Raw genomic sequence first — 14405 nt, forward strand, 5'->3', positions numbered from 1 at the left:
TTTCCGGGTCCGCCGATGGTTTCCGGGACGGAGGGCGGCGGCATGTTGCTGCCGTTTCCGGGTCCGCCGATGGTTTCCGGGACGGAGGGCGGCGGCATGCTGCTGCCGCTGCCGGGTCCGCCGAAGGATTCGGTGGGCGGCGGGAGCAGACTGCTGTTCCCCGGCCCGCCGAAGGAGCCGCCGGGCGGAGGCAGGCTGCTGCCGCCACCCGGTCCGCTGAAGGACTGGACGGGCGGTGGCTGGTAGTCGCCGCCGGGCGGAGGCAGGCTGCTGCCGCCACCCGGTCCGCTGTAGGTCTCGATCGGCGGCGGCTGGTACTCGTTGTTGGGCGGCGGCCCCATGCCGCTGCCGGGCCCCGGACCCGGCGGCGGCGTGTACTCGTACTCGGGCGGCGGCTCGAACTCCAGCTTGGGCGGCGGAGTGTTCATGTACTCGTCGAGCCAGTCCGGCGGGTTGTCCCACGGGTTGTTGTTCCCGTTGCCCGGGCCGCCCTCGCCGTCGGGCGGCGTGTACCCCGGCGGGTTCGTGCCCGGGGTCGGAGCGATCCGCTTGATCCGCCCGGTGACGGTGTCGTAGTGCGTCTCCATCGTCTTGTGGAGCGCTGCGGCCGCGTCGATCACCCCGTCGAGCTGCTTGCGCCAGCGGTCGTGCAGCAGCGCGTTGACCCGAGCGTCGGTCCCCGCGTCGCCCACGACACCCCAGTCGTTGGTGTCCGGGTTGACGTTGATCCACATCTGGTCGCGGGCCTCGTTGAACGACAGGCTGGCGTTGGCGGCGTTGTACCAGTCGTAGACGAGTTCGTAGATGCCCTTGTAGTTGGCGTTCCAGGAGTCGATCTGGTTGGCCAGCGTCATGATCGCGCTCGTGATGCCGGGGCGGACGTCGTTGACGGCGTTGTGGAAGACGTCCAACTGCGCGGTCAGCGACTCCAGGTAGGTGCCCAGCTTGTACAGGTGGGCGGCGAACGCCGCGGCACCGTCGCCCTGCATCGGGCTGTCGGGGACGTCGATCTCCTTGAACCGCTCGAAGATACCGTCGCGCTGGGTGGAGAAGAAGTCGTCCGCGGACGCGATCTCGCCGGCGATGTCCCAGTGCGTCTGGGTCGAGTAGTTGCCGGAGCGGATCGAGTTGCCCAGCACCATGACGTTGCGCAGGTCGAGCAGCCGGTTCCGGAACTTGTTCTCCGCCGAGTCGGCGCCGTACAGCGTCGGTTCGAACCAGTAGCCGGAGTAGTCCGTGCCGCCGGAGTAGGTCCAGCCTCGACCGGTCCAGGTCTGGGTGGACTCGTTCCAGCTGAACCACAGGTTCATGTTCTTGAAGCTGTGGCCGTGGATGAAGTGGTCGTCCTCCCAGAAGTGGTAGTAGCCGTGGGTGAGCCACGGGTCCTTGGTGACCTCGCTCATCGCGGGCATGGGCGGGTGGTCTCCGTCGTCTTTGGAGTCCGCGAAGATGTTCATCGTCTCGTGCAGCTCGGGCACGGGCTCCTCCTCAACGTCGTCGTCCAGCCAGCCCGCTCCGGGCGGTCACCACGGGGAGAGAGGGCGGTCACGGCCGTCGGAGAGGGCGGTCACGGTCGTCCCGGAACCGCCCTCCCGGGCGCGGGTGCTACTGGAGGGCCTGCCAGTTCGCGGCCTCGCGGCGGTCGGTGTTGTTGTAGTTCTCGGTGATGCTGCCCAGCGCGAACGCACCGGACTTCAGCAGCGTCCGCATGTCCTCGACGTTCAGCCGCCAGCGGGCGATCGCCGCGTCGTACTCGTCCGACATGAAACCGATGTTCATCTGCTTGATGCGCTGCATCTCGGCGGCGAGGTCCTCGATCGCCCTGGCGACGACCTCGGTCTGCTGGGACATCTGCTCCTGTCCCATGATCGCGCCCTCGTATCTGATGGAGAAGCCGTCAGTCATGGGTCGTCCTTTGCTGTCGTGGGTGGAAGGCGCTGCCGACCGGGGGCCGGCGGCGACGGAAGCCGGGGAGGGGCGGCGCCGGGGACGAGCCCCGCCGCCGGTGGCGGGCGGTCAGCCCGCGCTGTTGGGGTTGAGGGTCCGGTTCCAGCTCGACCCCTCGACGATGTTCTGGTCCTCCATCGCGTGCATGGTCCGCACGGTGCCGCCGAAGGTGCCGATGAAGCCGTTCATCTCGTTGGTGATGAGCCGCAGCTCCTCCAGCCACATGACCAGCGCCTCGCCGTACTTGTTGGAGGCGGCGCCCTGCCAGCTTCCCCGCAGCTGGTCGCGGGTCGAGTCGACCGAGGTGTAGACGTTGTTGCAGGTGGTGTGGGACGTCTCCATGGCCGCGGCTGCCAGTTGGTTGGCCTGGTCTAGATTCTGCATCTGCGACATGTCGGGCTCCTCTCGTGGGGTGTTGGGGTCACTCGGGACAGGTGGTCTCAGGCGGCTGCGGCTCCTGGGGAACCGGCAGCGGCGCGGCGGCGGGAGCCAGGAGGGGGCCGGTGGGGATCAGCCTCAGCAGTGACGTCGGGACGGCGGTGGCCGCGGCGGGGGCGAAACCGAGGGCGTCCAGCGTGTCGGGGTCCGACACCGGGAACTTGGCGGCGGCGTCGGTGACCAGGTAGTAGGTCGGGGTGTCGGTGCTGCCGCCGACCGGCCGGGCCTCGACCAGCGCCCCGCCGCCGGCGGGGATGCCCATAAGGTCCGGGGTGGGGCAGCCGGGGGCGATCTCGGGCGCCTCCTGCACCGGCCAGGCGTGGATGTCGCCGACCGGCCGGACCACCAGCTCCAGGTCGCCGTCCGTGCCGAGCCGCAGGCAGGCGGTCTGGCCGTCGAGCGCCACCAGCTCCGGCGGGCTGGCCGGGAACGGGCTGTCGTCCGGGCGGTCGATGGTGCTGTCCTCGGCGAGGACGCCCCGGAGGTCGGCGGGGGTCAGCTCCACGGCTGTCGGCGTGTCTCCCCCGTAGGCGTCCGCCTGGACCGCCGGGTGCGTGAGGAGCAGCCTGGAGTCGGTGGCGGTGAGCGGGACGAGCCCGTCGCGGGTGAGCAGGTAGTACTGGTCCTGGTCCCCGCCGCCGGCGACCACGAACACCTGGCCGATAGTGGTCGGACGTCCGGCGATGGCCGGCCCCGGGTCGCCGAGGCCCGCCACGCCCGGCGCGGCCAGTTCCGGCGCGGCCGGCACGGTGTCCAGAAAGGCGTCCGTCACGGGGAGGACGGGACTGGTGCCGTAGCCGAGCGCCTCCAGGGCCCCGTTGTCGGTGTCCAGCTGCAGCCGGGTACCGCGCCACAGCAGGTGGCGGTTGCCGTCGGGGTCGGCGACCAGCATGCCGCGGTCGGCGGGCAGGGCGGCCGCGGCGGCGTCGGGGCTGACGGTCAGTGACGTGCGGGCGGAGTGGTCGGCCGTGGGCGGGATCGCGCACAGCAGCCACGTCGCGGGGTCGCCCTCCGCGGGGGGCAGCGTGTCGGGAGCCCCGGGGATGCCCACGGTGCCGCCCTTGGGCACGCCCTCCAGGGACGCGCTCGACACCGATGCCACCGACATCTGCGCGCCCTGGATGAGCCGTGCGGAGGCGTAGTTGGCGACCGGCCGCAGTACGCCGTCGGCGTACAGGTAGGTGGCGCCGGTCTCCTTCTCCACGATGAGCCGGCCCTCCTGCCGCCATGACTGGGCGCCGCCGGGGAAGATCAGCCCGAAGACCAGGAAGCCCACGCACAGCAGCGCGCCGATGGCCAGCCCGATGAAGCTGCCGGTGCGCGTACGGCGCATCGGGGCGTCCACCGCGTCGGGGTCGGCTTCGAGCATGGCGGTACCCAGCCGCCCCACCACGAAGGTGTGCGCCTGGACACGGTCGCGTCGTGTCTGCACCGCCTCAGCCGCCGATCCCGCGCAGGGCGGTGAAGACGCCGAGGTTGGCGAGCACGAGGGACAGCAGCGCGACGGCGAGCAGGATCTGGATGATTTCCGCGGCGCGTCCCCAGTGCGGCAGCGGCCGGCGGCCCGGCAGCGTCCACGAGACCAGCGCCAGCGAGGTGGCCACGGCGAACAGGCCGAGCAGGGTCAGCAGCCGCGCCAGCACGTCGGCGTCCCAGACGGAGAAGAGCAGCAGGGTGGTCAGCCCCAGGCACGGCGGCACGACCATGTACATCCGCTGCCAGGCACTGGCCAGTCCGCGGGTCTGCAGCAGCATCACGAGCGCGAACACGACGCACAGCGTGATCGGGACCCAGCCGGGGGTGCGCGCGAGGAGCACCAGGCAGCAGGCGAGCACGGCGCCGGTCGAGGCGAGCAGCGCGCTCTGGTAGCCGTCGGCCAGCCGGGTCCGGTCCAGCACGTCGCGGGCCGGGTAGGGGTCGATGGCCTCCTGGAGCTGCTTGGGGTTGGCCGGCAGCGGGGGCAGCCGCATTCCGGAGATGCGGAAGGCCAGCTGCGGGGCGAAGGTGCTCAGCAGCAGGGAGAGCATCCCCACCAGCCCGGCGCAGCCCGCGATGGTGGCGCTGGGCAGGAACATCAGGCAGACGGCGTAGAGCACGCCGAAGACCTGGACCACGAGGGTCCCGAGGAAGAAGGGGATCGAGCCGGCGACCGCCGCCAGGCCGAGTACGGTCGCTCCGGCCCCGGCCATGGACCCGGCGAGGATCCGGGCGCCCAGCAGCGAGGTTCCGGGCTCGCCCGCGGGCATGGCGGCGCCGGCCAGGACCATGTACAGGATCGCGGCGCCGGCCAGGCCGGTGGCCGCGAGCGGGTCGCCCATCGCGCGGGAGGCCGCCCAGGCGGCCAGGAGCATCAGCACCGCGGAGCTGGCCCCGATCAGCGCGGTCAGGCCCCCGGTGCCGCCCAGGAGGAGGACCGGCAGACCCAGGAGCAGCACACCCAGGCCGAGGCCCTGCAGCAGCATCCGGGTGAAGGCCGGCCGCCAGCGGTCGGGCCGCTCGGCCATGCCGCTGGCGACGCCGTCCACGAGATCGTCGAAGTGGATGGGGGGGAGCTGGTCCCGGCGGGGGCGAAGGTATAGCGTCTCGCCGTGGCACAGCCCCAGCGACCGGATCGTCTCGTCCTCGTCGATCGGGTCGTCCCCGAGCTGCTGCAGCACCCAGCCGTCGTGCTCCAGGCCGCTCTCGTCGAGGTCCTCGCCCTCGTCGCCCTCGGCGTACAGCACGAAGGTGGGCAGCAGCTCGGCGATCGGCACGTCTGAGGGGGCGGCGATCTCGAAGGACCGGCTGGGGGCTCGTATCACCAGCCGGCACAGCTCCGTGGCGGTGGGGTCGCTCATGCGGGCCTACTCGTGGGGGTACGGGACTGCGCGGCAGACGGGAAGGACGTTAACATCGCCCCACCCCTTTTGGAATTGGTTGAGACCAAGATTTTGGTCATGTGACTTTAAGTCGTAACGATACCGTTTTGGGCGCGTGCTGTAGTTCGCCATTACCGTGTGTAGTTCTAATTCGGACATCTGATCCCAGACCGCCCCCACGGTGGTGCAGGAGGACGTCATTCTGTGAGCACCATCCTCATCCGTCGGCCCCCGCGGCGCCCGGGACCCGACATGCCCTCCGGCGAGATCACCCTGCAGGAACCGCCGGAACTCCCGGAGATGCAGTCCAGCGTCTCCTCGGTCTTCATGTACCTGCCGATGGCGATGACCTCGCTGGCCATGATGATGCTGTTCATCCGGCCCGGCGGCGGGGGCGGCGGCGTGATGCCCTACATCGCCGGCGGCATGATGCTGGCCGGCGCGGTGCTGATGCTCGCCGGGCAGTACCTGCGCACCATCCTGGAGCGCCGCCGCAAACTCAACGACGACCGGCGCGACTACCTGCGCTACCTGAACCAGATGCGCACCCGGCTGCGCGAGGTCGTCACCGAGCAGCGCGACGCGATGCTGTGGCGCGCCCCGGACCCCGACGCGCTCTGGTCGATCGTGCGCACCTCCCGGCTGTGGGAGCGCCGCTCGACCGACGACGACTTCGCCGAGGTGCGGCTGGCCGTCGGCGAGCAGGAGATGGGCATGACCATCTCACCGGTCTCCTCCAAGCCGGTCGAGGACCTGGAGCCGCTCAGCGCGCACGCACTGCGGCGGTTCATCAGGGCCTACGCCACGGTCGAGGACCAGCCGATCTCGGTCTACCTGCGCGGCTACGCGCACCTGTCGCTGCGCGGCGACGCCGAGGCGTCCCGGGCGATGGTGCGGGCGCTCGTGAGCCAGCTCGTGGTCTTCCACACCCACGACGAGCTGCGGGTCGCCGCGTGCGTGGCGGACGACCGCCGCGCCCAGTGGGCGTGGCTGAAGTGGCTGCCGCACACCCAGCACCCCACCGAGAGCGACGGGGCCGGGCCGCTCCGGCTCCTGGCCCAGGACGCCGTGGAACTGGAGGGGCTGATCGGCGACGAGTTCGCCGACCGCCCGCGGTTCGACCCGGCGGCCGCTCCCAGCCGCGACGAGCCTTACACGGTGATCGTCGTGGACGGCGGCCAGATCCCGCCGGGGTCGCGGTTCACCGGGGGCGGGTTCCGCAACGCCATCATCATCGAGGTGGACGACCCGCTGCCGCCCGAGCACGACCCCTACACGCTGGCCCTGCAGGTCGCCCCCGGCCGGCTGGAGATGATCTCCCAGGACCACAGCGGGCGCACCGTCTACTCGCCGCTCGGCCGGCCCGACGCGCTGAGCCGGACCCGCGCCGACAGCCTGGCCCGGCTGCTCGCGCCGTACCGGGTCAGCGTCGCCACGGAGATCACCGAACCGCTCACCACCGACTTCGAGCTGACCACGCTGCTGGGCATCACCAACCTGCACAGCCACGACGTCCACCGGATGTGGTCGGAGCTGCACCCGAAGAACCGGCTGCGGGTGCCCATCGGGATGACCGCCGACGGCGCGCCCCTGGAACTCGACCTCAAGGAGTCCGCACTCGGCGGCATGGGGCCGCACGGGATGCTGATCGGCGCCACCGGGTCCGGCAAGAGCGAGCTCCTGCGCACCCTGGTGCTGGCGCTGGCGCTGACCCACTCCTCCGAGACCCTCAACTTCATCCTGGTCGACTTCAAGGGCGGTGCCACCTTCATCGGCCTCGACCGCCTCCGGCACACCTCGGCGCTGATCACCAACCTGGCCGACGAGGCCATCCTGGTCGAGCGCATGCAGGACGCCCTGCACGGCGAGCTCATCCGCCGCCAGGAGCAGCTCCGCGCCGCCGGAAACCACAGCTCCATCCACGAGTACGAGAAGGCGCGGCAGAGCGATCCGAGCATGGAGCCGATGCCCACGCTCTTCGTCGTCGTAGACGAGTTCTCGGAGCTGCTGGCGGCGCACCGCGACTTCATGGACCTGTTCGTCATGATCGGCCGGCTCGGCCGCAGCCTCGGCGTGCACCTGCTGCTCGCCTCGCAGCGCCTCGACGAGGGGCGCATGCACCAGCTGGAGAGCCACCTGTCCTACCGGATCGGCCTGCGGACCTTCTCGGCGATCGAGAGCCGCGGCGTCCTCGGCGTCCCCGACGCCCACCAGCTCCCCTCCGCACCCGGCAACGGCTACCTGAAGAGCGACACCGAGACCCTCACCCGGTTCAAGGCGGCCTACGTCTCCGGCCCGTACCACGTCCGGCAGCGGACGTCCGCCCGCAGCGAGCTCCTCGCCGACGTGGTGCCGTTCCTGGACGGCTACGTCCCCGGCCGGGCGCCGGCGCCCGTGGTCGAGGAGGAGGCGGCCCCGGACGAGTCCGCCGAGCCGCTGCTCGGCGTGGCGCTGTCCCGGCTGCACGAGCAGGGCCCGGCCGCCCGCGAGGTGTGGCTGCCGCCGCTCGGCGTTCCGCCGCTCCTGGACGAGCTGCTGGCCATGTCCGGTGCCGTGCTGCCGCCGGGGGGCCTGCTCTGGTCCGACTCGAGCAAGCTCACCGTGCCGCTGGGGATCATCGACCGCCCCTTCGAGCAGCTGCGGCTGCCGCTCAAGGCGGATCTCGCGGGCGCCGGCGGCCACGTCGGCATCGCCGGCGGACCGCAGAGCGGCAAGAGCACGCTGCTCGCCCTGCTCGTGACCTCGCTGGCGGTGCTCAACACGCCGGCCCAGGTGCAGTTCTACTGCCTGGACTTCGGCGGCGGCGTGTTGCAGTCGATGAGCACCCTCCCGCACGTCGGCAGCGTGGTGGGCCGCACGGACGCCCGGCGCATCAACCGCACGATCATGGAGCTGACGGACCTCCTCGACCGCCGGGAGGCGCACTTCGCCGAGAACGGCATCGACTCCATGGGCACCTACCGGCGCCGCCGGGCCGCCGGGGAGTTCGCCGACGACCGCTACGGCGACGTCTTCCTCGTCATCGACGGCTGGGCCACGATCCGCCAGGACTTCATGGACCTGATCGCGCCGATCCTGCAGATCGCGCAGCGCGGCCTCAACTACGGCGTGCACGTCGTGGCGGCGTCGCCGCGCTGGGCCGACTTCCACAGCGGCGTGCGCGACCTGATGGGCACCCGCTTCGAACTCCGGCTGGGCGACGCGGTCGACTCCATGATCAACATGCGCAAGGCGAAGACGGTGCCGCGGGTCGCCGGCCGCGGCATGACCGAGGACCAGCACCACTTCCTCACCGGCCTGCCGCGCGCCGACGGCAGCGCCGACCCGGTCACCCTCTCCGCGGGCCTGACCGAGATCATCGAGCGGGTGCGCACCGCGTGGAGCGGCCCGCCGGCCCCTCCGGTCCGCACGCTGCCGCTGAAGCTGCGCGCGGCCGAGCTGCCCGCCGCGGAGATCAGCTCCAACGGGGGCCTGCGGGTGCCGCTCGGGCTGGAGAGCCGCCGGATGAAGCCCTTCTGGCACGACTTCTCCTCGACCGCGCACCTGCTGGCGGTCGGGGACACCGAGAGCGGCAAGACCACCCTGCTGCGGCACATCACCAACGCGATCAGGGCGCACTACGACCCGAGCACGGCGCGGGTGGTGCTCGTCGACCAGCGCCGCGAGCTGTACGACGCCGTGCCCAAGGAGATGCAGCTGGGCTACGCGGTGAGCGCGGACCCCGCGCGCGAGATGATGGCCGCCGCGGCCCAGGCGATGAAGGAGCGGCTGCCCGGTCCCGACATCACCCCCGACCGCATCCGCAAGCGCGACTGGTGGTCGGGGCCGGAGCTGTTCATCATCATCGACGACATGGAGATGGTCAGCGGCAGCGGACCGAGCCCGCTGACGCCGCTGCTCCCGATGCTCTCGCAGGGCGCCGAGATCGGCATGCACCTGATCGTGGTGCACGCGGCCGGCGGGTTCGGGCGGGCCTCGATGGATCCGGTCATCCGGGCGCTCATCGACGGCAACACCCCGGCCATCATGCTGTCGACCCCGCCCTCGGAGGGCATGCTGTTCGGCAACGTCCGAGCCCAGAAGATGCCGCCCGGCCGCGCGATCTGGATCGCGCGGCGCGACCCCGTCGAGGTCCAGCTCGCCATCGCCGAGGGCAGCGACTGGGACGAGTGACGCGGACGCCGCCGCGGCCCGGCGCGGTGCACCGGGCCGCAGCGGCGGCGGGCTGCCTCGCCGGCGCGGCGTCGGAAGGGGTCAGGGACGGTCGCCCGACGTGCCGCCGGGACCCCAGCGGGTGTCGATGTCAGGCGGCCGCTCGCTGGCCGCCGCGGGCCGCCACCTGCGGGCGCGCCCCCTGCGCAGGACGGCTCCGGCCAGGGCGGAGAAGACGACGACGAACCCGGCGGCGCCGACCACCGCGGCCGTCGTGGCCGCTTCCACGGAGCCGCGCGGCGAGGGGTCGGGGACGTACTCCTCGCCTGGCACGCGGGTGTCGCCGGCGGCCGGCCGGCCGGTCAGCGCGGCCAGCGGGTCGATCCGGCCGTGGCCGGCCAGCGGGTCGCTCGCACCACCGGGGGAGGCGTAGGCGGTCGAGGTGAGCCGCTCCCGCACCTGCGCCCCGGTGAGGTCGGGGGCGTGGGAGCGCAGCAGCGCCGCCGCACCGGCGGCGAACGCCGCTGCCACGCCGTCGCCGGCGCTCACGAAGTGCCCGTCGCCGCCCGGGCCGACCCCCATGACCCGGTCGCCGGGGGCGATCACGTCCACGCGGGCGGGCTCGTCGTCCTCGCCCATGAGCGGGGCCTCCAGCACCGGGACGCCCGCGACGTCGTGCGAGGCGACGCTGAGCACGTCGGGGTTCTGCGCCGGATGGCCGGGCACCGGGCCGTCGGGGCCCTGGGCCGTCGCCGGCGCGACGACGACCGCGTCGGCGGCGACGGCGGCGGCCACCGCCTCGTCCAGCGCCGCGGAGCCCGCGAGCGCGGCGGTGCCGACCAGGATCACGTCGGCGTCGGCGGCGACCGCGTCGGTGATGCCGGAGGCGATCTGGCCGGCGGAGGTGAGCCCGGAGTCCCGCTCGCCGGTCGCGACGGCGGTGATCCGCGCCCCCGGGGCCACGCCGACGAACCCGCTGCCGGGTTCGGTACGGGCGGCCGCGACTCCGGCGAGGAAGCTGCCGAACCCGAGGCAGTCAGTGCTGGCACCGGCCACCGCGCCGGAGAGGGCGCCGGCGCCGTCGTCGACGGCGGTGGCGAGGACGGCCACGGTCGTGCCCGATCCCCGGCTCAGTTCGTGCGCCTCGGTGAGACCGAGGGCGTGGTGCGTCCACGGGGCCTCCGCCACGACGTCGCTCCCGGCGCTCACGCAGGGGTCGTCCGGCACCTTCAGCGCGGTGATCTCCGGTAGCGCCGTCGGCTCCGCACTGGGGGAGGCGGAGGGCTCCGGGGAGGCGGCGTGGGCCGGGGCCGCCATCGGGCCGAGGGCGAGCAGCGCGACGGCGGCCGCCCCGCGCAGCGGGCGCCGCCCGCGCGGGGCGGAGCGGCGGGTCGTGGACCGGTACTCCATCGGCAGGTTCCCTTTCCAGGCCGCCGCTCGGGCTCGGGTCGCGAACACTCTAGCCACCGCGTACCGTGCCTCTGGGCACTCCCCTCCCGCGGCCGAGCGGCCGCGGTCTCGCCGCACCGACAGCGTTTCCTTACCAGGGGGCGAGTCGTGACATGGGACGACGTGGATTCCTGGAGGTCGGCGGCGAAGAGTTCCAGGTAGAGGGCTTGTGTGGCGTCTGCCACTTTCCTAGGCTCACGTAATGCCAAGAGGAAGAGCATATGATGCCACATGTACCGGCCTTGGAGCGGTGCGCGCCCGCGCGGTCCGTACCCAGGAGGCGGGACGCCGCCCCGGCGATCGCCCCCGTGCGACCGCGCCGCGCATCCGACCCCGCAGCCTCACCGGCAGGTGGCATTTCGATAAAGAAATGGAGTCGGTCTCGGTCCGAAATTAACCTCCTATTTCCGTCGCGGACACCGCGTACGTCAGGTCGGTTGCGCGTGCTCGTGGTCGGCTCTTTCGAGCGTGGTCGGATTTCCGGTGTCCGGTGGAAGGGGATCGGATCGCGCTGACCCGGTCGGCGTGCGGTGCGCCGCCCCGCTTCTTCGGAGCCGCGGCGACGGTATTGGAAAAAACGCAGGTCAATGCAGGTAGAAGTGGCTCTGGTCGTCGACGGTGCGGTGCCGCGGGACATGATTTCCGGCTCCCCGCCGGGCGTCGCGGGGCGCCTGGGCGCCGCCGCCGCGGTCGCGCGGGACGCGGCCTCCGTGCGGGGGTATTTCGGTTCGATGTTCCTTTCCGGTAATGGTTGCCTCTAACCTTTCCGCGCTCTAGTATCGCTTCGCGGTAAAGGCCGAAACTTCGGTCGCAACCGGTCGAAAATTCGGTACCCGACACCGTTCGGACCAGTACCCTCTGCCACCCGGCACACTGCAACGTCGCTGGTCCAGACGGACGGAACAGGGGTGAGGAGATGAGGGCCTCCAGCGCGGGCGGCCGGACGACCGCGGTGGGATGCGCGGCGGTGCTCCTCCTCGCCGCCGGCTGCGCGGGCTCGTCGGAGTCCGCCACCACGCCGGCGCCCACTCCCACCGGTGCCGCCCCGAGCTCCACCCTCCCGCCCGAGGAGGCGGCACTGCGGGCCTACACCGAGATGTGGGAGACCGTGGTGGCCGCCTCGCACGAGGGGGAGACCGACCCCGCGGAGCTGGAGCGCCACGCCACCGGGGGCGCCCTCGTCCTCATGCGGGAGGCCCTCCAGGGGGCCGCCGAGGCCGAGGTCAGCGGCGAGCCCGTCCTGAGCCCGGAGGCGGTGGTCGCCGAGCCCGGCCGGGCCGAGATCACCGACTGCCTGGACGACTCGACCTGGACCATCGGGACCGGGTCCGCCGCGGGGGGAGCGGGTCAACGCCGCGTCGACGCCGACGTCACCCACGACGGACTCGTCTGGCGCGTATCCGAACTTCGAATCTGGGAGCCCGGCACATGCTGAGACGAACCACGGCGACCGCGGTGGTCGCCGCCACGGTCGCGCTGACGACCGCGACCCCCGTCCACGCCGACACCCCCTCGTTCCTCGGCAGCATCGAGTGCGGGACGAACGGCGGCTCCGGCTGCACGGTCCTGCTCAAGTGGCTGCAGGAGAACGGCTACGCGCCCGGCACCCCGAGCACCGGCTCCGGCTCCGGCCAGGAGAGCGGCGGCTCGGAATGGGACGCCGTGGACTGGGACGCGATCGACTGGGACGCCGTGGACTGGGACGCCGTCGACTGGGACGCGATCGACTGGGACGCCATCGACTACGACGGCACCGACGGCGAGGAGCCGGCCAACCCCGAGCTCATCATCCAGGAGTCCCTGGACTCCTTCGAGGTGCCGCGGCCGGAGATCGCCACCTCCCCGGGAATCGACTCCCCGATCCTGGTGCGCACCCCGGTCTGGCTCTGGATCGACTCCGGTATCTGGGAGCCCGCCACCGCGAACGCGGAGGTGCCGGGACTCTCGCTCGACCTCACCGCCACCCCCACCCAGGTGCGCTGGTTCATGGGCGACGGTTCCGAGGTGGTCTGCGACGGACCCGGCACCCCCTTCGACCCGGCGGTCCACGAGCCCGACGCGGAGTCCCCCGACTGCGGGCACATCTACGAGCGCGCCTCGCTCGCCGACCCCGACGCGACGTACACCCTGCGCGCCGAGGTCACCTGGGCCGTCGCCTACGACTTCTCCGACGGCAACAGCGGAGAACTCGACGCCCTCGTGACCAGCGCGGAGACCGCCCTGATGGTGCGCGAGGCGCAGAGCCTGGTGACCGAGACCGGCGCCTGACCCGCACCACCCACCGACGCCGGCGCCCCGGGGAGAGTCGCGTCCCCCTCCCCGGGCCGCCGCCGGCGCCGGACGCACTCCGGCGGGCCCGGCCCGCCGACCCGGAACTGACGAGGAGACATTGGTGGAGACAGCGACGACCGGACCACGACCGCCCGCCCCCGGCGGGACCCCGGTCCGGCTGCTGGGGACCGGTCCGCGGCGCTGGCGCTGGCTCGGCTTCGGCGTGGCCCTCATGGCCGCGGGCGGCCTGGTGGCGGCGCTCGCCGTGGACCGCCTGGACGACCGGCGCGGCGTCCTCGTCGCCGGCGCCGACCTGCCCGCCGGGCACGTCGTCACGGCGGCGGACCTGCGGATCGCCCAGCTCGCGGGCACCGACGGGCTCTCGGTGGTCGGTGAGAACCAGCTGGCCGAGACCGTCGGGCGCACCCTCACCGTCCCGGTCGCCGAGGGCAGCGTGCTGCCCGAGACCGCCCTCGGCGCGGAGGCCGGCTACCCCGAGCCCGGCCAGGCCATGGTCGGCGCCTCCCTCCAGCCCGGCCGGTTCCCGGTCTCGCTGAGCGAGGGCGCGCCGGTGTCCATCGTCGTCACCGACGGCGGCGGCGCCGGCACCCCCGGGCGCGGCGCCGGTGTCGAGGCCTACCCCGCGCACGTGCAGACCTTCGAGGCCGCGACCCCCGACGGGCCCGCCGTCGTCGAACTCATCGTGGACGCCGCCGACGCCGCCCAGATCTCCGCCGCGGCCGCGGCCGAGCGGATCACCGTCGTCCAGGTCGCGCCGGACGGAGGCGCCTGATGCCCCGCACCGTCGCGCTCTTCTCCCTCGGCGGTGCCCCGGGCGTGACCACCGTCGCCCTGGCCCTGGCCGGCACCTGGCCGGAGGAGGCCGGGGCCGTGCTGCTGGAGGCCGACGCGGCCGGCGGCGACGTCGCCACCTGGCACCGGCTGCCGCCGTCCCCGGGGCTGACCGACCTCGCCGCCGCGGCCCGGCGCCGGCCCGCGGGGCCGGCCACGGCCACCGGGCCCGGCGAGCACGCCCAAGGCCTGCCCGGCGGCCTGTCCGTCTGCGTCGCCCCCGTCACCGCGGACCGCGCGGGCGGCGCCGTCCGGCTGCTCGCCGACGCCAGCCCCATGCTGGCCACCGGGCCGGGGCCCGCCGTCGTCACCGATCTGGGCCGGCTCACCCCGCGCTCTCCGACCGCCCACCTGGCCCGGCACGCCGACACCGCGCTCCTGCTCACCCGGGACGACACCGCCCAGCTGCGCCGGGTGAAGGAGTCCGTCCCGGCCTTC

At 72.9% G+C, this 14405-nt stretch carries 9 protein-coding genes and 2 pseudogenes; 5 read left to right on the forward strand and 6 right to left on the reverse strand.

The window, feature by feature from the left end:
* From DEF28_RS21285 to eccD, 5 genes and pseudogenes are all read right to left on the reverse strand, one after another.
* Positions 1-1478 (reverse strand): annotated as a pseudogene (locus tag DEF28_RS21285) (hypothetical protein); the annotation flags it as partial.
* A gap of 127 nt (positions 1479-1605) precedes the next feature.
* Positions 1606-1905 carry a WXG100 family type VII secretion target gene (locus tag DEF28_RS21290; protein WP_233515457.1) on the reverse strand — a complete coding sequence of 100 codons (300 nt, stop codon included), beginning with the start codon at positions 1903-1905 and terminating at the stop codon, positions 1606-1608.
* A gap of 111 nt (positions 1906-2016) precedes the next feature.
* Positions 2017-2340 carry a WXG100 family type VII secretion target gene (locus DEF28_RS21295; RefSeq protein WP_114397944.1) on the reverse strand — a complete coding sequence of 108 codons (324 nt, stop codon included), beginning with the start codon at positions 2338-2340 and terminating at the stop codon, positions 2017-2019.
* Positions 2341-2368: 28 nt separating this feature from the next.
* Positions 2369-3817: a type VII secretion protein EccB gene (gene eccB / locus DEF28_RS21300; RefSeq protein ID WP_114446203.1), complete on the reverse strand. Its 1449-nt coding sequence runs from the start codon at positions 3815-3817 to the stop codon at positions 2369-2371.
* 4 nt (positions 3818-3821) lie between these two features.
* Positions 3822-5222, reverse strand: coding sequence for a type VII secretion integral membrane protein EccD (gene eccD / locus DEF28_RS21305; protein WP_114397945.1), 1401 nt, complete (start codon positions 5220-5222; stop codon positions 3822-3824).
* A 225-nt stretch (positions 5223-5447) separates the two neighbouring features.
* Between eccD and eccCa the strand changes: the two genes are divergently transcribed.
* Entirely contained in the window at positions 5448-9416 is a 3969-nt protein-coding gene (eccCa, locus tag DEF28_RS21310; protein WP_114397946.1) for a type VII secretion protein EccCa, read from the forward strand.
* Between the two features lie 81 nt (positions 9417-9497).
* Here eccCa and DEF28_RS21315 read toward each other — a convergent pair whose 3' ends face one another.
* Positions 9498-10805: a S8 family serine peptidase gene (locus tag DEF28_RS21315; RefSeq protein ID WP_114397947.1), complete on the reverse strand. Its 1308-nt coding sequence runs from the start codon at positions 10803-10805 to the stop codon at positions 9498-9500.
* Positions 10806-11760: 955 nt separating this feature from the next.
* Between DEF28_RS21315 and DEF28_RS21320 the strand changes: the two genes are divergently transcribed.
* From DEF28_RS21320 to DEF28_RS21335, 4 genes and pseudogenes are all read left to right on the forward strand, one after another.
* Positions 11761-12279, forward strand: a complete 519-nt coding sequence (locus tag DEF28_RS21320) for a hypothetical protein (RefSeq protein WP_114397948.1) — start codon at positions 11761-11763, stop codon at positions 12277-12279.
* Positions 12273-13112, forward strand: a complete 840-nt coding sequence (locus DEF28_RS21325; protein ID WP_114397949.1) for a hypothetical protein — start codon at positions 12273-12275, stop codon at positions 13110-13112. The genes DEF28_RS21320 and DEF28_RS21325 overlap by 7 nt, the downstream gene beginning before the upstream one ends.
* Before the next feature lie 124 nt (positions 13113-13236).
* On the forward strand, positions 13237-13908 hold the full coding sequence (locus DEF28_RS21330; RefSeq protein ID WP_233515458.1) for an SAF domain-containing protein: 672 nt from the start codon (positions 13237-13239) through the stop codon (positions 13906-13908).
* Positions 13908-14405 (forward strand): annotated as a pseudogene (locus DEF28_RS21335) (hypothetical protein); the annotation flags it as partial. The gene DEF28_RS21330 and the pseudogene DEF28_RS21335, both read left to right, overlap by 1 nt.

Origin of the sequence: Marinitenerispora sediminis, from assembly GCF_003336425.1 — a bacterium.
GTDB classification, from domain to species: domain Bacteria; phylum Actinomycetota; class Actinomycetes; order Streptosporangiales; family Streptosporangiaceae; genus Marinitenerispora; species Marinitenerispora sediminis.